The sequence below is a fragment of the Streptomyces sp. NPDC041108 genome, from assembly GCF_055592645.1.
Map to the genome: position 1 here is coordinate 451,178 of NZ_JBVIYK010000007.1, position 24,315 is coordinate 475,492.

At 72.4% G+C, this 24,315-nt stretch carries 23 protein-coding genes; 13 read left to right on the forward strand and 10 right to left on the reverse strand.

The genetic code is table 11. The features are described from left to right. Window positions 1-2: 2 nt before the first annotated feature. Window positions 3-1,217, reverse strand: a complete 1,215-nt coding sequence (locus tag ACZ6BB_RS22680; RefSeq protein WP_471616955.1) for an acyl-CoA dehydrogenase family protein — start codon at window positions 1,215-1,217, stop codon at window positions 3-5. A 119-nt stretch (window positions 1,218-1,336) separates the two neighbouring features. Here ACZ6BB_RS22680 and ACZ6BB_RS22685 point away from each other — a divergent pair, with 119 nt between their 5' ends. The 6 genes from ACZ6BB_RS22685 to ACZ6BB_RS22710 all read left to right on the forward strand — a co-directional run bounded on the left by ACZ6BB_RS22685 (window position 1,337) and on the right by ACZ6BB_RS22710 (window position 8,227). Beyond that, a complete protein-coding gene (locus tag ACZ6BB_RS22685) occupies window positions 1,337-2,173 on the forward strand; it encodes an enoyl-CoA hydratase/isomerase family protein (protein WP_471616956.1) in 837 nt (278 codons plus the stop codon). Between the two features lie 94 nt (window positions 2,174-2,267). Then, window positions 2,268-2,900, forward strand: a complete 633-nt coding sequence (locus ACZ6BB_RS22690; RefSeq protein WP_471616957.1) for a hypothetical protein — start codon at window positions 2,268-2,270, stop codon at window positions 2,898-2,900. Further along, the gene (locus tag ACZ6BB_RS22695) at window positions 2,897-5,518 is read left to right on the forward strand and encodes a putative PEP-binding protein (protein WP_471616958.1); all 2,622 of its coding nucleotides are present in this window, start codon (window positions 2,897-2,899) and stop codon (window positions 5,516-5,518) included. Before ACZ6BB_RS22690 ends, ACZ6BB_RS22695 begins: the two co-directional genes overlap by 4 nt. Next, a complete protein-coding gene (locus ACZ6BB_RS22700; protein ID WP_471616959.1) occupies window positions 5,515-6,633 on the forward strand; it encodes an acyl-CoA dehydrogenase family protein in 1,119 nt (372 codons plus the stop codon). The genes ACZ6BB_RS22695 and ACZ6BB_RS22700 overlap by 4 nt, the downstream gene beginning before the upstream one ends. Window positions 6,634-6,647: 14 nt before the next feature. Beyond that, window positions 6,648-7,076 (forward strand): Zn-ribbon domain-containing OB-fold protein, encoded by a 429-nt coding sequence (locus tag ACZ6BB_RS22705; RefSeq protein ID WP_471616960.1) that lies wholly within the window; start codon window positions 6,648-6,650, stop codon window positions 7,074-7,076. Next, complete coding sequence (locus ACZ6BB_RS22710; RefSeq protein ID WP_471616961.1) at window positions 7,073-8,227, forward strand: thiolase family protein; 1,155 nt, start codon at window positions 7,073-7,075, stop codon at window positions 8,225-8,227. The genes ACZ6BB_RS22705 and ACZ6BB_RS22710 overlap by 4 nt, the downstream gene beginning before the upstream one ends. A gap of 40 nt (window positions 8,228-8,267) precedes the next feature. Here the strand turns inward: ACZ6BB_RS22710 and ACZ6BB_RS22715 are convergent, their stop codons facing one another. Beyond that, window positions 8,268-8,918, reverse strand: a complete 651-nt coding sequence (locus ACZ6BB_RS22715; RefSeq protein ID WP_471616962.1) for a TetR/AcrR family transcriptional regulator — start codon at window positions 8,916-8,918, stop codon at window positions 8,268-8,270. Window positions 8,919-9,064: 146 nt separating this feature from the next. Between ACZ6BB_RS22715 and ACZ6BB_RS22720 the strand changes: the two genes are divergently transcribed. After that, window positions 9,065-9,676, forward strand: a complete 612-nt coding sequence (locus ACZ6BB_RS22720; protein WP_471616963.1) for a TetR/AcrR family transcriptional regulator — start codon at window positions 9,065-9,067, stop codon at window positions 9,674-9,676. Window positions 9,677-9,728: 52 nt separating this feature from the next. Here ACZ6BB_RS22720 and ACZ6BB_RS22725 read toward each other — a convergent pair whose 3' ends face one another. The 4 genes from ACZ6BB_RS22725 to ACZ6BB_RS22740 form a co-directional block, all read right to left on the reverse strand. Beyond that, the gene (locus ACZ6BB_RS22725; protein WP_471616964.1) at window positions 9,729-11,168 is read right to left on the reverse strand and encodes a 2-oxo acid dehydrogenase subunit E2; all 1,440 of its coding nucleotides are present in this window, start codon (window positions 11,166-11,168) and stop codon (window positions 9,729-9,731) included. Window positions 11,169-11,173: 5 nt separating this feature from the next. Continuing rightward, a complete protein-coding gene (locus ACZ6BB_RS22730; RefSeq protein WP_471616965.1) occupies window positions 11,174-12,199 on the reverse strand; it encodes an alpha-ketoacid dehydrogenase subunit beta in 1,026 nt (341 codons plus the stop codon). A gap of 5 nt (window positions 12,200-12,204) precedes the next feature. Beyond that, window positions 12,205-13,209 carry a thiamine pyrophosphate-dependent dehydrogenase E1 component subunit alpha gene (locus ACZ6BB_RS22735; protein WP_471616966.1) on the reverse strand — a complete coding sequence of 335 codons (1,005 nt, stop codon included), beginning with the start codon at window positions 13,207-13,209 and terminating at the stop codon, window positions 12,205-12,207. A 97-nt stretch (window positions 13,210-13,306) separates the two neighbouring features. Further along, window positions 13,307-13,819, reverse strand: coding sequence for a VOC family protein (locus ACZ6BB_RS22740; protein WP_471616967.1), 513 nt, complete (start codon window positions 13,817-13,819; stop codon window positions 13,307-13,309). Window positions 13,820-13,935: 116 nt separating this feature from the next. Here ACZ6BB_RS22740 and ACZ6BB_RS22745 point away from each other — a divergent pair, with 116 nt between their 5' ends. From ACZ6BB_RS22745 to ACZ6BB_RS22760, 4 genes are all read left to right on the forward strand, one after another. Then, window positions 13,936-15,246: an aromatic ring-hydroxylating oxygenase subunit alpha gene (locus ACZ6BB_RS22745; RefSeq protein WP_471616968.1), complete on the forward strand. Its 1,311-nt coding sequence runs from the start codon at window positions 13,936-13,938 to the stop codon at window positions 15,244-15,246. 29 nt (window positions 15,247-15,275) lie between these two features. Next, window positions 15,276-16,067, forward strand: a complete 792-nt coding sequence (locus tag ACZ6BB_RS22750; RefSeq protein WP_471616969.1) for an SDR family NAD(P)-dependent oxidoreductase — start codon at window positions 15,276-15,278, stop codon at window positions 16,065-16,067. 32 nt (window positions 16,068-16,099) lie between these two features. Further along, window positions 16,100-17,836, forward strand: coding sequence for a PEP-utilizing enzyme (locus ACZ6BB_RS22755; RefSeq protein WP_471616970.1), 1,737 nt, complete (start codon window positions 16,100-16,102; stop codon window positions 17,834-17,836). A gap of 69 nt (window positions 17,837-17,905) precedes the next feature. Then, window positions 17,906-18,220 carry a putative quinol monooxygenase gene (locus ACZ6BB_RS22760; protein WP_471616971.1) on the forward strand — a complete coding sequence of 105 codons (315 nt, stop codon included), beginning with the start codon at window positions 17,906-17,908 and terminating at the stop codon, window positions 18,218-18,220. 36 nt (window positions 18,221-18,256) lie between these two features. On the opposite strand, the gene ACZ6BB_RS22765 is transcribed toward ACZ6BB_RS22760, so the two are convergent. From ACZ6BB_RS22765 to ACZ6BB_RS22780, 4 genes are read right to left on the reverse strand one after another with little or no spacing between them, the layout of a single operon-like run. After that, on the reverse strand, window positions 18,257-19,279 hold the full coding sequence (locus ACZ6BB_RS22765; RefSeq protein WP_471616972.1) for an NADP-dependent oxidoreductase: 1,023 nt from the start codon (window positions 19,277-19,279) through the stop codon (window positions 18,257-18,259). A gap of 4 nt (window positions 19,280-19,283) precedes the next feature. Further along, window positions 19,284-19,499: a transposase gene (locus ACZ6BB_RS22770; RefSeq protein ID WP_471616973.1), complete on the reverse strand. Its 216-nt coding sequence runs from the start codon at window positions 19,497-19,499 to the stop codon at window positions 19,284-19,286. Between the two features lie 8 nt (window positions 19,500-19,507). Further along, on the reverse strand, window positions 19,508-19,822 hold the full coding sequence (locus tag ACZ6BB_RS22775) for a 2Fe-2S iron-sulfur cluster-binding protein (protein ID WP_471616974.1): 315 nt from the start codon (window positions 19,820-19,822) through the stop codon (window positions 19,508-19,510). Next, window positions 19,819-21,228, reverse strand: coding sequence for an aromatic ring-hydroxylating oxygenase subunit alpha (locus ACZ6BB_RS22780; protein ID WP_471616975.1), 1,410 nt, complete (start codon window positions 21,226-21,228; stop codon window positions 19,819-19,821). The genes ACZ6BB_RS22775 and ACZ6BB_RS22780 overlap by 4 nt, the downstream gene beginning before the upstream one ends. Before the next feature lie 426 nt (window positions 21,229-21,654). On the opposite strand from ACZ6BB_RS22780, the gene ACZ6BB_RS22785 reads away from it, so the two are divergent. Both ACZ6BB_RS22785 and ACZ6BB_RS22790 read left to right on the forward strand, forming a co-directional pair. After that, window positions 21,655-22,797, forward strand: coding sequence for a sugar ABC transporter substrate-binding protein (locus tag ACZ6BB_RS22785; RefSeq protein ID WP_471616976.1), 1,143 nt, complete (start codon window positions 21,655-21,657; stop codon window positions 22,795-22,797). Beyond that, complete coding sequence (locus ACZ6BB_RS22790; protein ID WP_471616977.1) at window positions 22,794-24,314, forward strand: sugar ABC transporter ATP-binding protein; 1,521 nt, start codon at window positions 22,794-22,796, stop codon at window positions 24,312-24,314. Before ACZ6BB_RS22785 ends, ACZ6BB_RS22790 begins: the two co-directional genes overlap by 4 nt. Window position 24,315 lies beyond the last annotated feature (1 nt).

The following is a 24,315-nucleotide window of genomic DNA, read 5'->3' on the forward strand; positions in this document are numbered from 1 at the left end:
CGTCAGCCGGTGGCGTCCGCGCTCGGCTGCCGGTACGGCCGCACCGCGCGGCGCGCGATGGCGAAGCGGTGGGTCTCCGACGGGCCGTCGTAGATCCGGAACGGGCGCACCTCCCTGAGCAGCCGGGCCAGCGGGGCGTCGGCGGCCGAGATGCCGAGGGCTCCGCAGATCTGCACCGCCCGGTCGACGACCCGGTTCACGGCCTCCGCCACGAAGGTCTTGGAGATCGAGGTGAGTTGGGCGGCGGCGGCCGAGCCGGTGTCCAGCTCCCAGGCGGTGCGCAGGATCAGGGCGCGGCTCGCCTCGATGTCGATCTCGGAGTCGGCCAGCATCTGCTGCACCATGCCGAGGTCGCCCAGGACGGAGCCGAACGCGGTCCGGCTGCCCGCCCGTTCCAGTGCGACGTCCTGGGCGCGCCGTGCGGCTCCCAGCCAGCGCATGCAGTGCGTCATCCGGGCCGGGCCGAGCCGGACCTGGGCGCCGGCGAAGCCCTCGCCGACCGCGCCGAGCACCTGGTCCTCCGCCACCACGCAGCCGTCGAAGACGATCTCGCTGTGGCCGGCGAAGAGTGCCTCGTCGAGGGTCTCGATGTCCCGGACGATGGTCATGCCGGGCGTGCCGGCGTCGACCAGGAACATGGTGGCGCCGCCGGGGTCGCCGGGGCTGCCGGAGGTGCGGGCCATGACGATGCCGAAGCCGGCGCCGCGGGCGCCGCTGATGAACCACTTGCGCCCGTCGATGCGCCACCCGCCGGGGACCCGGGTCGCGGTGGTCCGCAGCGAGCGGGGATCGGCGCCGGCGCCCGGGGCCGGTTCGGTCATGGCGAAGCAGGACCGGATCTCGCCGGCGGCGAGCGGGCGCAGATAGCGCTCCTTCTGTTCCTCGGTGGCCACCTTCTCCAGCAGATGCGTGTTTCCCTCGTCGGGGGCCGCGCAGTTCAGCGCCAGCGGCCCGAGGAGCGAGTAGCCCGCGGCTTCGAACACCACCGCCTGGCCGCGCAGGTCGAGTCCGTGTCCGCCCCACCGGGTCGGCACGTGCGGAGCGAACACGCCCGCCTCACGGGCGCCTTTCTGCAGGGTCTGCCGCAGGTCCTCCGGGGCGTCGTGGACGGATCCGCCGCACGCGCGTTCGGCGGGGATCACCACGTCGCGGACGAACGCGGACGTGGTCGCGGCAAGTTGGGCGACCGTCGGGTCGACGTCGAACTGGATGGGCACGGGGCCTCCCGCCGAAGGGCGTACGGGCACCGGGTCCCGCCGCGTCTAGAAACTGTATAGCGTCTTCAGTATCTTGCCGAGAGAACCCGGCGACGGGAAGACGACAGGAGACATGTCCCATGAGCGACTCCGCGAGTCCCGAGCCGGTCCGGGTGGTCCGCCACCCCGACGGCGTCGTCGAGGTACGGCTGGACGATCCCGGGCGGGGCAACGCCCTGGACCTGGCGACGGCCGAGGCACTGCGGGACACGACGGCCCGGGTGGCGGCCGACCCGGGCGGCGCGGTTCTGCTGCGGGCGACGGGCGGCACCTTCTGCGTCGGCGGTGACCTGCGCGCCTTCGCCGGTCTCGGCGACGGCACGAGTGCCTATGTGCACGCCGTGGCGACAGCCGCCCACGCCGCGATACAGGCCCTGCACGCCCTGCCGGTGCCGGTGGTGACCGCCGTGCGCGGCGCCGCCGCGGGCGGCGGTGTCGGGCTCGCCCTCGTGGGGGACATCGTCCTGGCGGCCCGGTCGGCGCGGTTCCGGCTGGCGTACACGGACGTCGGCCTCACCCCGGACTGCGGGGCCTCCTGGTTCCTGCCACGCCTGGTCGGCCCCCGGCGGGCGGCGGACCTGATCCTCACCAACCGGGTCCTGACCGGGGACGACGCCGAGCGGTGGGGTCTGGTCTCCCGTACGGTCGAGGACGCGGAGCTGGACGCCGCGGCGCATCGCACCGCCGCCGGGCTGGCCGCCGGCGCCGGTGACGCGCTGCGCTCCGCGAAGGCCCTGCTGCGCGGTCGGGACGAGGGCTCCCTGACCTCCCGTCTCGCCGAGGAGGCGCGGCGGATCGCGGACCTGGCGGGCCGGCCGGAGGCACAGGAACGCATGGTGTCGTTCCTCGCCGCCCGGGACCGCGCACGGACGGGCGACAGCCGGGCCCGACCCCGCGACCCGGAAAGTGTTTCTTGAATCCCTCTTCACTAACAGGCCCGTCGGAGCGTAACCTCCGGGCAACACAGAACCGAGGAACCGGTCACCACAGAACCGGGGAAAAGGTGTGGCGATGCAATCTGCTGCCGTGGACCTTCCGGACGCTTCCGACGAGACGCTCACCGCAGCGGTCGTCGACCTCGTTCTGCGGGGCATGTGGCGTGGCAGGCCCGAGTCGGAGCACCGTCCGCTGGTCGACGCCGGGCTGGCGATGGTGAAGGGCCCGCTCGTGCTGCCGACCGAGCGGGCCAAGTCCACCGCCGCACGGATCCTGCGCATCCCGCCGGGATCGGCCGAGGAGCAGCAGATCACCACCGCGTACGAGGCGTTCCTGCCGGTCAACCGGAAGATCCGCGAGGTGTGCACGGCATGGCAGTGCCGCCCCGACGGCAGCGTCAACGACCACTCCGACAGCGTCTACGACGCGGGGGTGCGCGAGTCGCTGGAGGACGTGCACGAGGCCATCCAGCCCGTGCTGCGCCGGCTGGAGCGGGTCCTCGCGGGCAGCGGGCGGTATCTGACCGAGCTGGAGGAGGCCCTCGACCACTTCGACGAGGGCGCGGTCAAGTGGCTGGCCTCGCCGCTGTGCGAGTCGTACCACACCGTGTGGATGCGGCTGCACCAGGAGCTGCTGCTCGTCCTGGGGATCAGCCGGGCCGAGGACGAGGCCCGGGAAGAGGAACTGGTCACGGGGAGCCGGGGTTGAGCGTCACCGACCGTGAGCCGGGGCCGTTCGCACGGCCCGCGACGCCCGCCCCGGCCGAGACGCCCGCCCCGGCCGAGGCACCCGGCCGGGTCCTGGTGCCCTACGGGCAGGGGCGCAGCCGAGGGCTCGACGCCGCCGAGCTGGGCGCCCACGGCGCGGCGATGGACCGTCTGGTGGCCCTCGGGCTGCCGGTCGTCCCGGGGCTCACCGTGCCGGCCGGCGCCTCCGCCTCCCTGTGCGAACCCGGCACCGCCGAAGCCGCCGTCGGCCTGGTCGAACAGCTCTCGGGGCGGCGGATCGGCGACACGGCCCGCCCCCTGCTGCTGCGCCTGTCGGCGAGCGCCCCCACCGAGATCGCCGGGCTGCCGCCCGACCTCGCCTGTATCGGCGTCACCTCCACGGGCGCCGACGCCCTGTGCGCCGTCATCGGGCGGTCGGACGCCCTGTACGAGGTGTGGGCGGCCACCGTGCGGATGATCGCCGAGCACGCCCTCGGCGTACCCGGCGCGGTGCTCGACGACGCCCTCCTCGACACATCCGGGCCGCGGGCCCGGGTCGAGGCGCTGCTGTCCCTGGTCGCCCGGCACGGAACACAGCCCTTCCCCGACGACCCGGCCCGGCAGCTCGCCCTGGCCGCCCGTGCCCTTCTCGCCCGGTGGGACTCCCCCCGGGCCAGGAGATCCCGCAAGGCACAGCGGCTGCCCGCGGAGCTGGGAATCGCCCTGCACGTCCAGGCACTGCGCATCGGCCCGGCCGACCGCTCGGGTCACGGCACGGCCGTCAGCCGCCATCCCGAGACCGGCCGTCTCCTTCCCCACGGCTCGTTCTTCCGGGGGGTGCGGCGCAGCGCCCCGCCACCGCACACCGGGGAACCGCTGGACCGTCTCGCCGGCGGCAGGGCGCTGCTGGAGCACTCCCTGCTCACCCTCGAACGCCATCTGCACGCGCCCGTCTCCGTCGACTTCGAGGTGCGCGACGACGAGATCTCCCTGCTCGCCGCGTCCGCTCAGCAGCGGCCGCCGCTGCGGGCCTCGGTGTGCCTGGCGGCCGACCTGGCCCGCGACGGCGCGCTCGGTCACGAGGAGGCCGTCCTGCGGATCGGCCCCGCGCAGGTGCAGGAGCTGCTGCACCCCCAACTCCGGCTGACCGGCGACGAGGACCTGCTGGTGACGGGGCTGCCCGCCTCGCCCGGCGCGGCGGCCGGCGTGGTCGTGCTGTCCAGCGAACGTGCCCTCGAACTGGGCGCGGACGGCACCCCGGTCGTGCTCGTGGCCCATGAGACGACTCCGGCGGACGTCCCCGGCATGCTGGCCTCCGCCGCCGTACTGACCGGCACCGGAGGGATCGCCTCGCACGCCGCCGTGGTGGCACGGGGCGCCGGCAGGCCCGCGGTGTGCGGCGCCGAGGGGCTGCGCGTGGACCGGGCCGCCGGGACGGTGGGCATCGGGGACCGGGTGCTGCGCGAGGGCGACCCCGTGTCGCTGGACGGCCGTACCGGCGCCGTCTACGCGGGGACGCTGAGCGTCAGTGTCGCCGGACCACCGCCCGAACTGTCCACCCTGCTCACCTGGGCGGACGGCATGCGCAGACTGGGCGTGCGGGCCAACGCCGACACCGCCGCCGAGGTCGCCGGCGCCGTCGCCCTGGGCGCGGAGGGGGTCGGGCTGTGCCGTACGGAGCACCAGTTCCTCGGCGACCGGCTGCCGCTGATCCGCCGGGTGCTCCTGGCCGCCGGCACGACCGCGCGCGACGAGGCGCTGGTGGCGCTGGAAGAAGCCCAGCGGGACGACTTCAGGGCGCTGCTGGCCGCCGTCGGCGACCGGCCGGTGACCGTGCGCCTGCTGGATGCCCCGCTGCACGAGTTCCTGCCCGCCCCCGGCCACGCCTCGGACGCGGCCGAGGAGCAGCGGGCCGCCGCGCTGCGCGAGGCGAACCCGATGCTCGGGCTGCGGGGGGTGCGGCTTGCGCTGCTGCACGAGAGGCTCTACCCGGCGCAGGCCGAGGCCCTCTTCGCCGCCTGGGCGGACGTCGCCGCCACCGGGGTCCGGCCCGAGCTGGAGGTGATGATCCCGCTCGTCAGCCTGCCGGAGGAACTGGCCGCCGCGGCCGCGTACGTACGCGGGGCCGCACAGACGGTGGCCGCGCGCACCGGAGTGGAGGTGCCGTACCGGCTCGGCACGATGATCGAGACCCCGCGCGCCGCGCTGCTGGCCGCCGAACTCGCCGAACACGCGGAGTTCTTCTCCTTCGGCACCAACGACCTCACCCAGCTGACCTACGGGTTCTCCCGCGACGACGTCGAGCGCCAGGTGCTCTCCACCTATCAGGAGCGCGGCCTGCTGACGGCCAGCCCGTTCGCACGGCTCGACCCGCACGGGGTGGGCGCCCTGATCGCCCTGGCCGTCGAGCGGGCCAGGAGCGTACGGCCCGACATCAAGCTGGGCGTGTGCGGGGAACACGGCGGTGATCCGGAGTCGATCGCGTTCTGCGACGGCCTCGGCCTCGACTACGTCTCCTGTTCGGCCCACCGCGTGCCGGTGGCCCGGATGGCGGCCGCGCACAGTGCCCGGCGCGAGCGGCACGACGAGAGCGACAGCGGGAGCGGGAGCGCACGATGACGAGCACCATGACGGGCGGGCCGGCCCTGTCGGAGGCCGAACTGGACGACCTGCGCGAGACCGTACGGTCGGTGTGCGCGGACGCCGGAGGCACCGCGGCGGTACGCCGGCTGTCCGAGCACTCCCCCGGCGTCGACGCCGCGTTGTGGGACACCCTCGGCCGGCAGGTCGGCCTCGCCGCCCTCGGGCTGCCCGAGCGGGCCGGCGGGATCGGCGGCCTCGCCGAGATCGCCGTGGTCTGCGAGGAACTGGGCAGAACGCTGGCACCGGTTCCCCTGCTGTCCTCCACCGTGCTGGCCGGGCAGGTGCTCGCCGGCTGCGGTACGGCCGACAAGGCGCTCGCCGAGCTGGCCGACGGCACGGTGTACGCCCTGGCGGTGGCGGCGCCCGACGGGACGTGGCGGCCCGGGGCCGTGCCGGTCGCCGTCTCCTGGCAGGGCGGGGTCCCCGTCCTCGACGGCACCGCGCCCTTCGTGCTGGACGGCGCCGACGCCCGGGCGCTGGTGGTGGCCGCCGCCGGCAGCGACGGCGTGGACCTCTTCCTCGTCGACCCGGACGGGCCGGGGGTCACGGTCCGCCGAGTGCCCACCCTGGATCTCAGCCGGGGCCAGGCGGTGGTCACCCTCGCCGGTGCCCGGGTCCGGGCACTGACCGCCGGCGGCGAGGGGGCGGAGGTCGTCACCCGGGCCCTGGACGTGGCCCTGGTCGCCCTGGCGGCCGAGCAACTCGGCGGTGCGCAGGCCGCGTTGGACATGACGGTCGCCCATGTGCGCGACCGTACCCAGTTCGGCAGGGCGATCGGCGGCTTCCAGGCGGTCAAGCACACCTGCGCCGACATGCTGCTCCAGGTCGAGGGCGCCCGCTCGGCGGTGACGCGTGCCGTCCGGGTTGCCGCCTCGCCCGAGGCGCTGGCCGAGGCGGCGGCGGTGGCCCAGGCGTGGGCGTGCGAGGCCTTCGTGTCCGTCGCCGCCGAGTGTGTGCACCTGCACGGCGGGATGGGCTTCACCTGGGAGCACGACGCCCATCTGTACTTCCGGCGGGCCCAGTCCGACGCCGTCCTGCTGGGCGGCGCCGCGCATCACCGGGAACGCCTGGCCGGGCTGCTGAGCTGGTGAAAGGCGGAACCGGTATGACGACCCGACTCATCGACGACTCCCTGTTCGACGACGGGGCCGACGGGGCTCCACCGCGACTCGTGGGCGCCCGCTGCGCCGACTGTGGCACCGTCGTCTTCCCCCGGCAGGACTCGTGCCCCCGCTGCTCGCACGGGCCCCTGTCCCCTCATGTACTGCCCGTGCACGGGCGCGTGTGGTCGTGGACGCTCCAGGCGTTCCCGCCCAAGCCGCCCTACCGGCCGCCGGCCGGCCCCCACCGGCCGTACCACGTCGGCTATGTCGACCTCGGTGAGGTGCTGGTCGAGGCACGGCTGGCGGTTCCCCGCGCGGAGATCCGGATCGGCCTGCCGGTACGGCTCACCACGGTGCCCGCCTACCACGACGACGACGGAACCGAGGTCCTGACCTTCGCGTTCCGGCCGGACAGGGAAGAGGAGCGATGAGCCGGACCGACGACGTCTACGTGGTCGGATGCGGGATGCGTCCCTTCGGCCGCGACGAGAGCGTCACCGGGATGGACATGGCCGAGCGGGCGGTCCGGGATGCGCTGGTGGACGCCGGGGTCGCCTGGGAGGACATCGGTTACGCGGCCGGCGGCTCCGACGTCTCCGGCAAGCCCGACACCCTGGTGGGCCGCCTGGGCCTGACCGGAGTGCCGTTCGTCAACGTCCAGAACGGCTGTGCCACCGGTGCCTCCACCGTCCTCGCGGTGGCCAGCGCGCTGCGCGCGGGCGAGGCGTCCCTCGGGCTGGCGGTGGGCTTCGACAAGCACGAACGGGGCGCCTTCCACGTCTCGGCGGCCCGCTACGGCCTCGGCGACTGGTACGCCGAGACCGGCATGATGCTGACCACCCAGTTCTTCGCACTGAAGACACAGCGGTACCTGCACGAGCACGGCATCCCGGAGCGGGCCCTCGCGGCGGTCGCCGCGCGGGCGTTCCGCAACGGCTCGCAGCACCCCCTGGCCTGGCGGCGCACACCGCTGACGGAACGCGAGATCCTGGACTCCGCCGAGGTCAGCCCCCCGCTCACCCAGTACATGTTCTGCTCCCCGGGGCAGGGCGCGGCGGCGCTCGTGCTGGCGCTCGGCGACCGCGCCTTCGATCTGTGCGAACGCCCCGTCAAACTGGCGGCGCTGGCGTTTCGCACCCGGCGGTTCGGTTCGTTCGAGGTGTTCTCGCCCTGGCTGCCGCCGGGACCGCACCGCAGCCCCAGCGTCGACGCCGCCGAGGCGGCCTTCCGCACGGCGGGGGTGCGGCCCGCGGACGTAAGGGTCGCCCAGTTGCAGGACACCGACAGCGGCTCGGAGCTGATCCACCTGGCGGAGACCGGGCTGTGCGATCACGGCGAGCAGGAGGAACTGCTCGCCACCGGGGCCACCGAGCCCACGGGCCGGATACCGGTCAACACCGACGGCGGCTGTCTGGCCGGCGGGGAACCCGTCGGCGCCTCGGGCCTGCGCCAGTTCCATGAGGTCGTACGGCAGTTGCAGGGCCGGGCGCCCGGCCCACAGGTACCGGACGCTCCCCGGGTGGGCTTCACGCATGTGTACGGGGCTCCCGGGATCAGCGCCTGCTCGGTCCTCACGGTGTGAGGGGCGGCCGGGCCGTGCGCCGTGGTCATGATGCGGCGTCTCAGAGGCGCGCCGGGGCCGGCTTCTCCTCGGCGACGATCCGCAGCGCCAGCGCCCTGACGGCTTCCAGCACGGCCTGGGACGGCATCCGCGACAGCGGGCCTCCCTCCGCCCGCAGTGCCGTGACGAGCATGGTCGTGCTGATCAGGGTGCGGACCGCGAGCGCCTGCGTCGCGTGCCGGGCCTTGGCCGCCCGGGGGCTGCGGGTGGTGCCCTCGGGCAGGTAGTCGTAGCCCCGCTGGATGTGGCGCTGTTCGAACTCGTCGCGGAGCACCTTGACACTGCCGTTGGCGGAGGCGAACTGGACCTGGTAGAGGCGGGCCTCGTCCGGGTTCCGCTCCACCCAGTCCCATACGGCGTCGATGACGCGCAGCAGACCCTCCGCGTCACCCGGCTCGGACTCCGGCCGCGCGGCCTCCACGACCGCGTTCAGCTGGTCGAAGACGCGGCGCATGGCGAGTTCGAGCAGCTCCTCCTTGCCGTCGAAGTGGTAGTAGACGGCCGTGGGCACCACCTGGGCCTCGGCCGCGATGTCCTGGATGCTGGTCTCCGCGAATCCGTTGCGGCCGAACACCCGCACGGCGGCCGTGATGATGTGCTGCCGTCGCGAGGGGCGGTGGGCAGGCTGCTTGCCGTTCTTCGTGGTGGCCATCGTGCTCCCCTGGCGACTGCCGTGGACCCGCGCTTCCGTGGACCCCTTGTACTGACCATGCTATCCAGTAACTCCGACCGGCAGGCGGCTGAATTCATGCTGCACATGGGCCTCCGTAGCATCGAGGTCCCGGCATACTTGACATCATGACGACATCCGGGACCCGCGCCGCTCACCGTCCGTCGCGCAAGCAGTGGGTGATCGAGGCAGCGACGGAGCTGTTCGCGACCCAGTCGCCGGACGAGGTGACGGTGGCCGACATCGCCGCCCGTGCGGAGATGACCTCGGCGGCGGTGTACTACCACTTCTCCTCCAAGGACCAGGTCCTGGCGGAAGGGATGCGGGTGTTCGCCGCCGCGCTGCGCGAGCAGTTGCGGGCACTCACCGACGCCCACGAGCCCGGTACGGACATCGGGCCGACGGTCACCACGCTGCTGGCCTGGCTCGGCGAGCAGCGGTCCGCCGCCACCGTCTTCTTCGTGTCGTCGGCCGGCATGAGCCAGGAGGCGGAGGCACTGCGCCAGCAGAGCCGCGCGGACCTGCTGGCCGAACTGGTACGGCTGATCCACAAGGCCCGCACCTCGGCCTCGGAGCCGGAGGCGGCGGTGATCGGCCTGGGTCTGCTGGCACTGCTGGAGACCGCGGCGATCTCGCAGGTCCGGGGCGACGATGTGTACCGGTCGCTCGGGCACCGTTCGTTCGTCCGCGAGGTCGGCGAACTCGCGGAGCGGATCGCGGACCCGGCGTCGGCCGTATAGCCCGGCAGTGGCCGAAACAGCCCGGCGACGGCCGGGCTGTTTCGGCCACTGATCACACCAGCAGACGCAGGGGCTTGCCAAGCAGTTCTCCGACCGTGCGCAGATACTCGGCCGCGGGCGCTCCGTCGACGGCGCGGTGGTCGAACGTGAGGCTCAGCGTGAGCACCCGTGTCCGCAGCGGCCGGTCGTCCTGCCACTCCACGCCGTCCCTGAGCGCGCCCACCCCGAGGATGGCGACCTGGCCGGGATTGATCACCGGGGTGAAGAAGTCCACGCCGTAGCCGCCCAGTGAGGTGACGGTGAAGGTGCCGCCCTCCAGCTGGGCCGGGGAGACCCGCCCGTCGCGGGCGGCCCGCGCCAGTTCCCTGGACCGGCGGGCGATCTCCGGCAGGGGCAGCGCCGCCGCGTCCTCGATCACCGGAACCAGCAGGCCGCCCGGTACGGCGACGGCGAAGCCGAGGTGGATGCCGTCGAGCAGATGAACGCCGTCCTCGCGCACCGTCGCGTTGAGCAGCGGGTGCTCGCCCAGGGCCAGCGCGGCGGCCTTCAGCAGGAAGTCGTTGAGGCTGGGCACGGGGAGTTCGCTGTCGGCCCATTCCTCCTTGAGCCGGTCCCTCAGGGACACCACGGCGTCCATCCGGACCTCGTACCCGTGCGTCAGCTGCGCCATCTCCTGGAGGCTGGCGTGCATCCGGCGGGCGATGGTGCCGCGCATCCCGGTGAGGGGGAGGACGTCTCCCGGCCGGGGCGTCGCGGGCTTCGCGCGGACGGGCGCCGGCGCGGGGGCCGAGGTGACGGGGTCGAGGTCCGACCTGCGGATCCGGCCACCGGGCCCGGTGCCGCTCACCTCCGCGAGGTCGATGCCCCGCTCCTTCGCCAGCCGGCGGACCAGCGGCGAGACCGGGAGGACGGAGGCGGGTGCGGACGGGGGATCGGGGACGGACAGGGGAGCGGGGGCGGGAACCGCCGAGGTGACGCCGGTGGCGGCTTCGGCGAGGAACTCCTCCACGTCCTCGGAGACGATCCGGCCGCCGGGCCCGGTGCCGTGTACGCCGGTGAGGTCGACGCCGGCCCCGGACGCCACCCGCCGGGCGTTCGGTGAGGCCAGGAGCCGGCCCCCCGGGGCGAGGGAGGCGGTGCCGCCGGGCGGGGGTGCGGCCGCCGGCGTGGGGGCGGCGTCCGGTGCCGCCGGCGCGGTGGCCGCGGAACCGGACCCGGCCGGCATCGGCGTACCGGTCGGGTCCGGCGGCTGCTCGCCCTCGGCCAGCAGCCAGCCGATGAGGGCGCCGGCGGGGAGGGTGGTGCCGGCCGGGACCACCGGGTGGAGCCGCCCCCCGGCCTCGGCCTCGACGTCCACGTCGACCTTGTCGGTGGCCAGCCGCAGCAGCGCGTCGCCCTCGGCGACGGTCCCCCCGGTGGGCACGAGCCATTCGTCGATCGTGCCTTCCTGCATCGTCAGGCCGATCTTCGGCAGCAGAACCTCGACCGCCACGTCGGTCACGACCTTTCGAGGAGGCGCCGGCAGCCCTGGGCGATCCGGACGCGGTCGGGAACGTAGGCCTTCTCCAGGACCGGGGAGAACGGCACCGGGGAGAAGGGGGCGCCGATACGCAGGACCGGCGCGTCGAGGTGGTCGAAGGCGGCGTCCTGGATCTGGGCGGCGATCTCCGCGCCGAGCCCGCCGAAGGTGACCGCCTCGTGCACCACGAGGACCCGGTTGGTGCGGCGGACGGAGGCGAACATGGTCTCGGTGTCCAGGGGCTGCACGGTGCGCGGGTCGATCACCTCGACCTCCACGCCCTCGGCGGCGAGTTCGTCTGCCGCCGCGAGGGCCTCGCCCACCATGCGGCCCAGGGCGATCACGGTGACGTCGGAACCGGACCGGGCGGTGTGCGCCCGGCCCAGCGGGATGCCGTAGATCTCCTCGGGCACCTCGCCGATGCTGCCGAGCAGGACCTTGTTGAGCATCACGACGACCGGGTTGTCGTCCCTGATCGCCGCGACGGTGAGCCCCTTGGCGGTGTACGCGTCGGACGGCATCACCACCTTGAGGCCGGGCACATGGGCGAGCCATGCCTCCAGGCTCTGGCTGTGCTGTGCGGCGGCGCCCAGGCCCGCTCCGGAGGCGGTGGTGATGGTCAGCGGGACGGACACCGAGCCGCCGAACATGTACTTCATCTTGGCGGCCTGGTTGACGATCTGGTCGAGGCAGACACCGATGAAGTCCATGAACATCAGGTCGACGACGGGCCGCAGCCCACGGGCGGCGGCTCCCACCCCGAGGCCGACCAGGGCGGCCTCGGAGATCGGGGTGTCGATCATGCGGCGGGGGCCGAACTCATCGAGCAGGTTGTCGAACATGCGGAAGACGCCGCCGTATCCGGCCACGTCCTCGCCGGCGACGAAGACGTTCTCGTCCTCGCGCATGGCCTGCGCGAGCCCCTCGTTGAAGGCCTTGACGTAGGTGAGTTTGCGGGCCGTGCCTTCTGGGGCGGCGGCCGGTGCTTCGGTGCGGGTGCTCATGGCGGTCATCCCGAGTAGACGTTGGCCAGCAGGTCGGCGGGGTCGGGCAGGGGGCTCGCCTCGGCGTACGCGATGGCCTCGGCTATCTCGTCGCGGGTGCGCTGCCAGGTGTCGTCCAGGTCCGCGCGGGTGGCGGTGCCGTCCGCGAGGGCGCGGGCTTCGAGCAGGTCGATGGGGTCGCGGGCCCTCCACTCGGCGACCTCCTCGTCCGAGCGGTAGGGGTGGCGCAGTCCCTTGACGCCCTGGTGGTCGTAGAAGCGGTAGGTCTTGGCCTCGATCATCATGGGGCCGCCGCCGGAGCGGGCCCGCTCGACGGCCTCGCCGGCGGCGCGGTGGACGGCGACCGCGTCCATGCCGTCGACGACGACGGCGGGCATGCCGTAGGCGGACGCCCGCTCGGCGACATCGGTGATCAGCATGTGCTTCGACTGGGGCGTGAACTCGGCGTAGCCGTTGTTCTCACAGACGAAGACGACGGGAAGGCCGAGGATGGCGGCCATGTTGGCGCCCTCGTGGAAGGCACCGATGTTCGTGGCACCGTCGCCGAAGAAGGTCACGGCGACGCTGTCCTCGCCCTTGTACCGGGCCGCGAAGGCGGCGCCCACCGCGATCGGGACACCCGCTCCGACGATGCCGTTGGCACCGAGCATGCCGCGGGTGACGTCGTTGATGTGCATGCTTCCGCCGCGGCCGAGGCAGGCGCCGGTGACCCGGCCGTACAGCTCGGCGTACATCTCCCGGAAGCCGACACCCTTGGCCACGGCATGCCCGTGTCCACGGTGGGTGGAGGTGATCTGGTCGTCGTCGCGCAGGGCGGCCATCACGCCGGCGGCCACGGCTTCCTGGCCGACATAGAGATGCAGGAAACCGGGCAGTTTGCCGGCCTCCATGAGCTTGCCGGCCTCGGTCTCGAACAGCCGGATGCGCACCATGCGTTCATGGAGATCCTTGATGACCCGCGCGGTGACCTGCGCGGATTTCTTCGACGCCGTCGACGCTCGTTGAGCCATCGTCCGCCCCTTCGCCCGAGGGAAGTTGCCAAGCAATCGGACTTACTAGTGCCGGTCTACAGTAACCAGCATGGGGGCACCTTACTGAACAGGGTCTCTAATTACTACGCCCAGGTCCCGACTCCCCGCCCCGCGCGTCCACCAGCTCCACGGCATTGCCCTCCGGATCCGACCAGAAGCTGACGCGCCGGCCCCGCGTCAGGACGACGACCGGGTCCGACAGGGGCCGGGCACCCGCGACCGTCAGCGCCTCGACCACCGGGTCCATATCGTCCAGGTGAAAGGTCAGGTACGACAGCCCCGGCCGCCCGGCCGCAGCGGACGCCTCGCCCGGCGACGGCCCGGACGCCGAGAGTGACGGGCGTGACGAGGGAAGAAGCAACTTGACACACCCCCCGGAGGGCACCTGGAGCCAGACCACGAGCAGCTCGCCGCCGAGACCCGCGGGACCGCCGACGGACTCCGGCACGCGCGAGCGGCGCACGGCCCGGCAACCGAGCACCTCGCCGTAGAAGCGCTCCATCGCCTCCAGGTCCCGCACCACCACACCCACCTCGAACGGCAGGGTCATGACCATCGCGCCCACCCCCACGGACCACAGTGTGGCCACTTCGCCACTTTCTATTGACAGACCACACTAAGTCCTGTTGTCGTTTCGGACACAGCCCAGCTGTCGCATTCCGAAGCCGGTCGCCGGCTCGCGGCTGGGAGGATTGTGAGGACATCGTGGTCCAGACCAGTTCGCCGGAGATTCGGGAGACGGACGCCGGGAGCGAGCCGCCCTCGGCCCCTTCGGCCCCCCCGGCTCCCGAATACTCCTCGTGGATCAGCCGGGACCGGTCCACCGACGCCGCGTCCCTGGCGATGCGGCGGGAGGCCGCCGAACTCGTCGAACGTGTGGTGGCGCACTACCGCGACAGTACGACGCACGAGGCGGACGGCCAGTGGACGGAGCCCGTCAACAACTACCTCGACGCCGACCGCTGGCAACGGGAGATGGAAGCCGTCCACAGGAGTGTCCCGCTACCGCTCGCGATGTCCTGCGAGCTGCCCGGGCCGAACACCTACAAGGCGATCGACGTGCTCGGCATCCCGGTGCTGATCACCCGTGACCGCCAGGGCACCGTGCACGCGATGATCAACGCCTGCCGGCACCGGGGAGCCAAGCTCCTGGAACCCGGCTGCGGGGTGTCGAGGCGTCTCACCTGCCCGTACCACTCCTGGTCCTACGACCTGGCCGGTGAGCTGCGGGGCGTGTACGCCGAGAAGACCTTCGGAGAGGTTCCGCGCGAGGGCCGCGGCCTGGTCAGGCTTCCGGCCGGGGAACGTGCCGGGATCGTCTTCGTCTCACTGGACCCGGCCGCCGAACCGGACCTGGACGCCTGGCTGGGCGACCTCCAGCCACTGCTGGAGGGAATGCGGCTGGCGGAGTGCCACCACTACTCCACCGGCGAGCTGACCAGCCCCAACTGGAAGGTCACCCTCGACGGGTACCTGGAGACGTACCACTTCGCCTCGCTGCATCCGAAGACGGTGTTCGAGACGAACCTCTCCAACATGATGGCCCACGACACCTGGGGCCCCCACCAGCGCATCGCACCGGCCCTGCGCCCGATCGCGCAGGCGGTCGAGCTGCCCCCGGAGCAGCGCGACCCGGGCGACTGCGTCGGCCCCATCTACTGGCTCTTCCCGGGCCTCGCGATCGCCGGCGGCTGGCGGCAGAAGATCGCCGTCTCCCTGGTGCTCCCCCGGACGGCCACCGAGTCGGTGACCCAGCAGATCATCCTGCTGCGGGAACCGGCGGTCACCGACGAGGAGCGCCAGGCCGCCGACCGGTTCGGCGAATGGTTCCACGAGGTGGTCCGCGACGAGGACTACGCGACCACCTACGGAGTACAGCAGGGCCTCGCCGCCCTCGACGGGACCGACTTCGTCTTCGGACGCAACGAGCCCGGACTCCAGCACTTCCACCGCACCATCCACCGGTCCCTGGACACGCACGCCGAAGGCACTCGAGCCGACCGAGCCACCAGGTGACGAACCAACAAGACTCGCGGGAGAACACCATGGTGGCTACGGGCAGCCTCGACGGACGTGTCGCGGTGATCACGGGCAGCACGCGCAGCATCGGCCGCGCCATCGCCGAACAGTTCCTGGCCGACGGCGCCACAGTCGTCATCAGCGGCCGCAGCGAGCTGAAGGGCAAGCAGGCCCTGGAGGAGATCGGCGCCGGTGACCGGGCCGTCTTCCACCCCTGCGACGCCAACAGCCAGGAGGACATCGAGAACCTCGCCGACTTCGCCGCCGAGCGCTTCGGCCGGCTCGACGTCTGGGTCAACAACGCCGGCGGCACCTCGGGCTTCGCCCCGGTCCACCAGCTCACCGACGAGGCCTGGCACGACGCCCTCAAGCTCAACCTCAACGCCTACTTCTACGGCACCCGGCGCGCGCTGCCGAAGATGCTGGCGGGCGGCTGGGGCCGGATCATCAACATCTCCTCCGTCGAGGGCAAGCAGGCCAACAAGCCCGCGATCAGCCACTACATCACCAACAAGCACGCGATCCACGGCCTGACCAAGGCGACCGCCTTCGAGTACGGCACCCAGGGCATCACCTGCAACGCCATCTGCCCCGGCGCCGTCGACACCGACCTGATGCGGGCCGCCGGACCGGCCGCGGCCGAGGCCGAGGGCATCTCCTACGAGGAGTGGCTGGGCCGGTTCGCCGAACACGCCGCCACCAAGAAGATCACCACCGTGGAACAGATCGCGGCCGTCGCCTCACTGCTCGCCAGCGACGTCGGCGCCGGTATCACGGGCACGCTGATCAGCGTCGACGGCGGTACGGCGCAGTGGTAGACACCGGGACGGACGGCGGGAGACCTTCGGTCATGAAGAGCTGGATCACCGACTGGCAGCGCAGTGAGCGGCTGCCGCACTACACCCGCGCCAACGCGGGCGAGACCCTGCCGGAACCGGCCAGCCCGCTGGGCTGGACCCTGGTCTGGGGGCGCGGTCTGCACGGCTGGCGCAAGGGCTTCGTCGGCTTCGGCATCTACCACGAGGAGGAGGTGGCCGGCCCCCGACCGCCGTTCGTCGGGATGTTCGGCGGCTACTTCTACCTCAACCTCTCCCACATGCGGCTGTTCGGCATCCGCATGGGCCAGACGGCGGACCAAATCGACGCCGCCTTCGTCGGCCAGCGCTCGGACACTCCGGCGTATGTGGCGCACCCCGACGACCAGGACGCAGAACTGACCGCGAAGGCCGGGGGCACGCTCCAGCGGATGCTGGGCCAGACCAACTTCCCGGAGGCCGACGCCGACCGGGAGCGGCTGCGCCGCCTGCGCCGCGAGCGGCCGGACCTCGGTGGGCTGTCCGACGCCGAACTGGTGGCCTACGCACGGTCGTTGCTGGACCAGGTGGAGACGACCTTCCAACGGCACGTCGAGTCGTCGCTGCCCGCCTCCGTCGGACCCGCGATCCTCGGGCCGCTGTGCGCGAGCGTGGACCGACCGGGCGACATGCTGGACCTCATCGGCGGTCTCGGAGACGTCGACTCGGCCTCCCCCTCGGACGGGCTGTGGACGCTGTCCCGCCAGGTGGCGGCGTCGACGGAGCTGACCGCGCTGTTCGACGAGGGCCCGGCCGCGGTGGAGCGGGCGCTCGACGGGGCGATCGGGGACGTGAAGGCGTTCCGCGACGCGTTCGAGGAGTTCCTGGCCACGTCCGGCGACCGCGGTCCCAACGAGTGGGACATCCACGCGCTGTCGTGGGAGGCTGCGCCGGTCCAGGCACTGGCGCTGGTCGACCGGATCCGGCACAGCTCCGACGACGGCTCCCCGGCCGCCCGGCGGGCTCGCCTGACCTCGCGACGTGAGCAGACCGCGCGGGAGATCCGGGCCGCGCTGCCCGAGGACGCGCAGCCGATGTTCGACGCCGGCATGCACGCCTCCCAGGTGTGGATCCCGGCCCGCGAGCGCACCAAGGCGAACTGTGTGACCGTCGTCAACGAGATCCGGATGGCGGTGCGGGAGCTCGGCCGCCGCGGTGTCGAGGCGGGACGCCTCGCCGCGCCCGAGGACGTGATGATGCTGCTCGACACCGAACTCGACGACTACGTCGCAGACCCTGAGGCGTTCGGCCCCGTCATCGCGCAGCGCCTTGAGGAGTACGCCGGACTGCACGACCTGGAGCCGCCGTTCTTCATCGCGGACGACGAACGGACCGAGATCGACACCTGGCCGCGACGCGCCGAGGAGCGCACCGAGGCCGCGGTCGAGGGCGATGCCCTCAGCGGTGTGGGCGGCAGCCACGGTACGTACACCGGCAGGGTGCGGGTGGTCACCGACCCGGCCTCGTGCGAGGCGCTGGAGCCCGGTGAGGTACTGGTCGCGCCGATCACGGACGCGGCCTGGACTCCGCTGTTCCTGGTCGCCGGGGCGGCCGTGGTGGACGTGGGCGCGATCAACAGCCACGCCGTCGTGGTCTGCCGGGAGCTGGGCATCCCGGCCGTCATCTCCGTCGAAGGCGGGACGCGACGGCTGCGGGACGGCATGGTGATCACCGTCGACGGCGACCGGGGCACGGTCACCGTGGACAGCGTCCCGGCGCCGCTCGGCGTCTGAGACACCTCGGGCCCGTCGCCCCCTGCACAGGGGCGGCGGGCCCGAGGGCATGACCGCGAAAGGAACCACGTGACCGAGGAAATCATCGTCGCCGGCTGGATGGACTACGCGCCCGGCGACCGCGACACCATGCTGAGGGCCCTGGTCGAGCTGGGCCGGCACACCCGTGAGCGGGAACCCGGCTGCCTGGACTACGCCATGACCGCCGATCCCACCGACGAACGGCGTATCCGGGTGTACGAGCACTGGACCTCCCGGCAGGCCCTCGACGAGCACTTCACCACCGCGCACATCAAGGACTTCCGGGCGGCCGTGGCGGGGCTGACCCGCGTCGGGGTCCGCCTGACGGCCCACACCGTCGCCGTGTCACGCCCCATGCGCTGAGACGGCGCCCCCGGTGGGGGCGCCGTCCCGGTGGGATCAGCCCAGCCGGACCAGCATCTTGCCGACGTTGCCGCCCTCCAGCAGCGACAGCAGCGCACCGGCGGCGTTCTCCAGACCGTCAACGACCGTCTCGCGCGCGGTGATCCGGCCCTCGGCGAGCCAGCTCGCGACCCGCTGCTCGAACTCCGGCCGCAGGTCGTCGTGGTCGCGGACGATGAAGCCGCGCAGCGTCAGCCGCTTGAGGACCGCCTGGATCAGCTGGTTGATGTCCACCGGCCGTCGCTCTCCGCCGAACTGCGACATCATGCCGCACAGCGCGATGCGCCCCTCGGGGCGCAACGCGTGCAGGGCGGCGGCCAGTTGCTCACCGCCGACATTGTCGAAGTAGACGTCGAGGCCGTCGGGCGCCAGCCGGGCCAGCGCCTCGCGCACCGGCTCGGTCCGGTAGTCGGCGGCGGCGTCGTAGCCGAACTCCTTCACCAGCAGGGCGCACTTGTCCGGGCCTCCGGCGGTCCCGATGACCCGGTCCGCGCCCAGCAGCCGCGCGAACTGGCCGGCCGCGGTGCCCACGGCCCCGGCCGCCGCCGACACGAGGACGGTGTCGCCGGGGCGCAGTTCGGCGATCCGGGTCAGGCCGACGTACGCGGTGAAGCCGGTCTGGCCGAGCAGCCCCAGCCAGGTGGGCAGCGGGGCGAGGCGCGGGTCGATGCGGTCCGCGCCGTCGGTGTCCGCGCCGTCCAGCACGGCCCGCTCCCGCCAGCCCAGCTGGTGCCGTACGAAGGCGCCGGCCGGCACCGAGGGGCAGCGGCTCTCCTCCACGACCCCGAGGGCCCGGCCGTCGAGCGGCGAGCCGGGGGTGAAGTTGTGCGTGTAGTGCTTCTCGGTGCTCTCCAGCCGCCCCCGCATGGACGGGTCGACGCTCATGTAGAGGTTGCGCACGAGCAGTTGTCCCGCGCCGAGGGCCGGCAGGGGGCGTTCCTCCACGGCGAAGTCGGCGGGGACCGGTTGCCCGTCGGGCCTGCGCACCAGACAGACCACCCGCGTGGTGCGGGGCGGCACCGGGTCACTCCCCCGGCGGGCGGGCGCCGCGCCGCTGGGCGAGCCGGCCCACCCAGCCGGCCATCTGCAGGTCGGCGTGGCGCAGTTCGCCCGACTGCCACCGGGCCTGGAAGTCGAAGACTCCCTGTGCTCCGGTCCTCGGGTCGGTCACCTCGACCAGGCCGTCCTCGGTGAGCCGGTACACATGCCCGGTCAGCGGGTGGATCACTTGCTTGGCCATGGTGGGCCTCACTCCTGCGCTCGGCGGCGTACGCCGCTCTTGGTCACGGTCACCGGGCCCTCGACCCGGAGCCGGCAGGCGAGCCGGGTCAGGCCGTCCACCGGCTTGCGCAGGGCCTCGATGCCCTCGCGTTCCAGCGGGTCCACGGGAGAGCAGTTCTCGGCACCTTCCTCGATCCGGACGAAGCAGGTGCGGCAGGTGCCCTTGCCGCCGCAGACGGTGGGCCAGCGGTAGCCGAGCCGTCCGGCGGCGCTGAACAGGTCCTCACCGTCGAGGACCTCGATCTCGACGTCGGAGGGCCGGACCGCCACGCGGTGGGTCACTTGTCCATCCAGTGGTCGAGCGTCCTGTTGAAGTGGCGGATGCGGCTCTCCTGGTAGTTGGCCAGCGTGATGCCCGGCTTGCGCATCGCCTTCAGGCCCTGCTGGACGTAGGGCAGGTTCTCGCAGTCCTGGTCGAAGACCGGCCCCAGCACGCCGAGTTCGGGGATGTCCGCGAAGAGCATGTCCTGCGGCACCCAGCGGATCTTGGCCGGAGGCGGCATCTCGCCGGGCTCCTTCGGGGCGGACATGAAGATGATCTCGGCGGTGCAGGAGTCCGGGTCGAGGCCGTGGGGCCGGAACCGGTAGATGATGTTGGACTTGGCACCGCCCCAGGGGTTGAAGTTGGGGAACAACAGGTAGTTGATGGCGTCCAGCAGTTCGGTGTCGGCGGTCTGCGAGAAGTCCTGCCGTGCGGTGGCCGCCAGTTGTTCGCGCATGCGCTGGGCGAGGACCTGGCGGGCGGTGCCGCCGGGCGGGATCGCGGGCAGCTCGTCGCCCTCCTGTCTCACCAGGTCGCGCCCCTGGGCCGCCGAGTAGAACGCACGGGAGTCGTAGAACGTCTCCAGCACGTCCTCCTCCGTGACGGACTCCGCCACGTGCGGGCTGGGCGCGCCCTGGATGTTGATCATCCGGCTCCAGTTCGGCTGGTCGGCCATGACGTCGTACTGGGAGTTGGCGTCGGCGAGCCACGGCAGCATCTGCGGGTGGGTGGCGATCACGTGGAAGGACTCGATGAACGCGTCCTGCGCGATCTTCCAGTTGCAGGGGAGCACCTTGGCGATGTGCAGCGACTTGTAGCGGTCCTCCAGCGGCCAGATGTAGTACTCGTCGAAGGTGCCGCGGTAGCTGTCGAAGGACTCCGCACAGGGGTCCATGTTGATGAAGACGAAGCCGCGCCAGGTGGCGACCCGGGCCTCGGGCAGCGCGAACTTCTCCGGGTTGACGTGCGGGAAGTCCCAGGCGCAGGGCGGGGTCCGCATGGTGCCGTCGAGGTTCCAGGCGAAGCCGTGGAACGAACAGCGGAACTCGCCGACGTTGCCGCCGCCGGTGCGGAGCTTGCGGCCGCGGTGCAGGCACACGTTGACGTAGGCGCGGATCTCGTCGGGGGCCGTGCGCACCACGATGAGCGAGTCGTCGCCGATCTCGTAGATCTCGTGGTCGCCGACCTCGGGAATCTCGCTCTCCAGGCAGGCGAACTGCCAGACCCGCCGCCACACCTGCCGCATCTCGCGTTCGGCCCAGTCGCGGGAGGTGAAGCGCGTGGCGTCGATGTCCTCGCTGCCGAGGCAGTCGTTCCGCTCGAACCGCAGAGCGGGCGGAACGGGCCGGCTGTCCTGGTCGAGGTAGTCCTGGACGCTGGGTCCTGGGCACCGTGCGGTGACCGACTCCGACGTTTCGTCCATCATCTCTCCTCCGGCAGAAACTTTAGAGTGAGTGTAGTTACCAGCCCCACCCGGGAGCAACACTCGTAACGACGAACAGCGCCATATCGCCCGAGGTCATCGCGGACAGCACCGCCAGGCCAGGATTTTTTTGCAGCAGCCCCCTCCCCAAGTCCGCTGGGGCATGTCACACTCCGACGCACTTGAGGCTGTAGTTCCTCATAAGTTTCTCGTCCGGGTCGGCGTCTGCCGGTCCCGGGCCCAGCGCCGCGGGGCACCCCCTCGGCCCGCGCCGTGCCCCACGCCGGCGATCGACGAAGCCCGCTTCCCCTCAGCACCCCATGCGTGCCGTCCCGGCCCGGGCGGCACAGGATCCGCCTGAACCGGAGCCGGCCGCCGCGGACGCGGGGGCGCGGCAGCGCAGGCACCACACCACGGGAGTACTCAACGATGAGTTCCACACCCGGTCGCGCGGTCCGCCGCGCCCTCACCGCGATCACGCCCGTCACCGCCTTGCTCACCCTGGCGGCGTGCGGTACGGGCGCGACGCCGGCCGCCGACACGTCGCAGGCGGCGGACCCCGGCTCGCCCGGCCTGACGGCGGCCCGCGCGGCCCTGGAGAAATACTCCGAGCGCCCGGCCTCGATCTCCGTCACCCAGCCCGTCGGCAAGAAGATCCCCAAGGGCAAGAAGATCGACTTCATCCTGTGCGGCGTCCAGTCCTGCAAGGACCTCGCCGACTTCTTCACCGAGGCCGCCGAGGAACTCGGCTGGGAGGTGAAGCAGATCGCCACCCAGGGCACACCGGAGTCCGTCCAGGCCGCCTACGAACAGGCCCTGCGCGACAAGCCGGACGCCGTCGTCGCCTCCGGTTTCCCGCGTGCCGTCTACGCCAAGCAGCTGGCCCGGCTGAAGGCCGCCGAGATCCCCGTCATCCAGTCGAACGCCGACGACCTGCTGGGCGACGGCATCTCCCTGCTCAAGAACGGGCCGGACGACGTCGGCGTCCAGGGCGAGATGCTCGCCTCATGGGTGGTGTCGAACAGTGACGCCAAGGCGAACACCGTCTACTTCGACCTTCCGGCGTACACGATCCTCAAGCCCGTCAAGGACTCCTTCGCCGCCAAGTACGGGAAGTGGTGCGAGGGTTGTGGACTGGACAACGTCGACGTGCCCATCACCGCGGTGGGCAAGGACATGCCGGACCGCGTGGTGTCGTACCTCCGGTCGCACCCGAAGGTCACCCATGTCGTCTTCTCCCTGGGCCTGCTCAACGTGGGCGTGCCGGCCGCGCTGAAGACCGCCGGCATCACCGGCAGGCACATCGTCGTCAACGTCGGTGACGCGCAGAACTACCAGTACATCCAGAGCGGTCTCACCGACGGCGCGATGGCGCTCAACTCCCACGAGACGGCCTGGATCCAGGCCGACGCCCTGGCGCGGCACTTCACCGGCCAGCCCATGGACGTGGACCAGCAGGCGGCACTGCCCAACATGCTCGTCACCAAGGACAACCTGCCCTCGGCCGACGGCGACTTCCCGATCGTCGAGGACTACCAGGCGCAGTTCAAGGCGCTCTGGGGGCTGAGTTGACCGGCCCGGTGCTACGGGTGGCCGCCCTGTCGAAGAGATTCGGCGGCACCCAGGCACTCAAGGACGTCGACCTGGAGGTGGCACCCGGCGAGATCCACGCCCTGATCGGGCCCAACGGCTCCGGCAAGTCCACCCTCATCAAGATCCTCGCCGGCTACCACCACGCGGAGCCGGGGGCGGTGGCCGAGCTCGACGGCGAGCCGTTCGACCTCGGCCAGGTCGCCGCCTCCCGGCACGACCGGCTCCGCTTCGTCCACCAGGAGCTGGGACTGGTGGGCGAGTTGAGCGCCGTCGACAATCTCGCGCTGAGCCGCGGCTTCGCCCGCACGGCCCTCGGCAACATCCGCTGGCCGGAGATGGAGAGGCGTACGACCGCACTGGTCGAACGGTTCGGTCTCGGCATCGACGTACGCCGGCCCCTGACGGCCGCGACCCCCGTCCAGCGGGCAGTTGTGGCCATCGCCGCCGCGCTCCAGGGCTGGGAGGGCCGGCGCGGAGTCCTGGTCCTCGACGAGCCCACCGCCGTACTGCCGCCCGGTGAGGTGGCACGGCTCTTCGACATCGTGCGGGAGATACGCGACGCCGGCGCGGGCGTGCTGTACGTCTCGCACCGGATGGACGAGATCTTCGCGCTCGCCGACCGGGTCACCGTGATCCGCGGCGGACGCCGGATCGCCACCCGGCGGGTGGACGAACTCACCCCGCGCTCGCTGGCGGAACTGATGGCGGGCGAGGAGACCGAGACCGACCACCGTCCGGCCTGCCGCCCCGGCGCCGACGGGCCCGACGAAGCGGTCCTGGAGGTCCGCGACCTGCGGGCCGGCCCCCTGCGCGGGATCGGCTTCGACCTGGCCCGGGGCGAGCGGCTGGGCATCACCGGGCTGGTCGGCTCCGGCCACGAGATCGTGCCGTACGCGGTGTGCGGCGCCCACTCAGGGCGGGTGAGCGGCAGGCTGCGGCTGCCGGAGCGCTCCGCACGCTGGACGGAGGCGCGTCACGCCGGTGCACTGGGCCTCCCCCTGGTTCCCGCCGACCGGGCGAGCGAGGGGGTGATCGGCGACTTCTCGGTCGGCGAGAACCTCACCCTCCCCCTCCTGGACCGACTGCGGGCCCGGGGCGGACGGCTGCACCGGCGCCGCGAGTCCGCCCTCGCCGAGGACTGGATCGAACGGGTCGGGGTGCGCACGGCCGGCCGGGGGGCCCGCGTCACCACCCTGAGCGGCGGCAACCAGCAGAAGGTCGTGATGGCCCGCTGCCTGGCACAGCGCCCGCCGGTGCTGGCCCTGTGCGAACCCACGGCGGGCGTCGACATCGCCACCCGGCTGCAGCTGTACGACCTGATAGGGCGCCGGGCCGGCGAGGGCATGGGGGTCATCGTCTCCTCGTCCGACACACAGGACCTGCTCGCCCTGTGCACCCGCGTCCTGGTGGTGCGCGACGGCCGGATCGCACGCGAACTCGTCGGCCGCGCCATCACCGAGCCGGCGCTGGTGCACGCCATGGAAGGAACCGAGTGAC

Coding starts and splice junctions, on each gene's coding strand:
- ACZ6BB_RS22685 (WP_471616956.1), top strand. CDS start 1,337: ATGAGCGACTCCGCGAGTCCCGAGCCGGTCCGGGTGGTCCGCCACCCC.
- ACZ6BB_RS22690 (WP_471616957.1), top strand. CDS start 2,268: ATGCAATCTGCTGCCGTGGACCTTCCGGACGCTTCCGACGAGACGCTC.
- ACZ6BB_RS22700 (WP_471616959.1), top strand. CDS start 5,515: ATGACGAGCACCATGACGGGCGGGCCGGCCCTGTCGGAGGCCGAACTG.
- ACZ6BB_RS22705 (WP_471616960.1), top strand. CDS start 6,648: ATGACGACCCGACTCATCGACGACTCCCTGTTCGACGACGGGGCCGAC.
- ACZ6BB_RS22710 (WP_471616961.1), top strand. CDS start 7,073: ATGAGCCGGACCGACGACGTCTACGTGGTCGGATGCGGGATGCGTCCC.
- ACZ6BB_RS22715 (WP_471616962.1), bottom strand. CDS start 8,918: ATGGCCACCACGAAGAACGGCAAGCAGCCTGCCCACCGCCCCTCGCGA.
- ACZ6BB_RS22720 (WP_471616963.1), top strand. CDS start 9,065: ATGACGACATCCGGGACCCGCGCCGCTCACCGTCCGTCGCGCAAGCAG.
- ACZ6BB_RS22730 (WP_471616965.1), bottom strand. CDS start 12,199: ATGAGCACCCGCACCGAAGCACCGGCCGCCGCCCCAGAAGGCACGGCC.
- ACZ6BB_RS22735 (WP_471616966.1), bottom strand. CDS start 13,209: ATGGCTCAACGAGCGTCGACGGCGTCGAAGAAATCCGCGCAGGTCACC.
- ACZ6BB_RS22750 (WP_471616969.1), top strand. CDS start 15,276: ATGGTGGCTACGGGCAGCCTCGACGGACGTGTCGCGGTGATCACGGGC.
- ACZ6BB_RS22755 (WP_471616970.1), top strand. CDS start 16,100: ATGAAGAGCTGGATCACCGACTGGCAGCGCAGTGAGCGGCTGCCGCAC.
- ACZ6BB_RS22770 (WP_471616973.1), bottom strand. CDS start 19,499: ATGGCCAAGCAAGTGATCCACCCGCTGACCGGGCATGTGTACCGGCTC.
- ACZ6BB_RS22780 (WP_471616975.1), bottom strand. CDS start 21,228: ATGATGGACGAAACGTCGGAGTCGGTCACCGCACGGTGCCCAGGACCC.
- ACZ6BB_RS22785 (WP_471616976.1), top strand. CDS start 21,655: ATGAGTTCCACACCCGGTCGCGCGGTCCGCCGCGCCCTCACCGCGATC.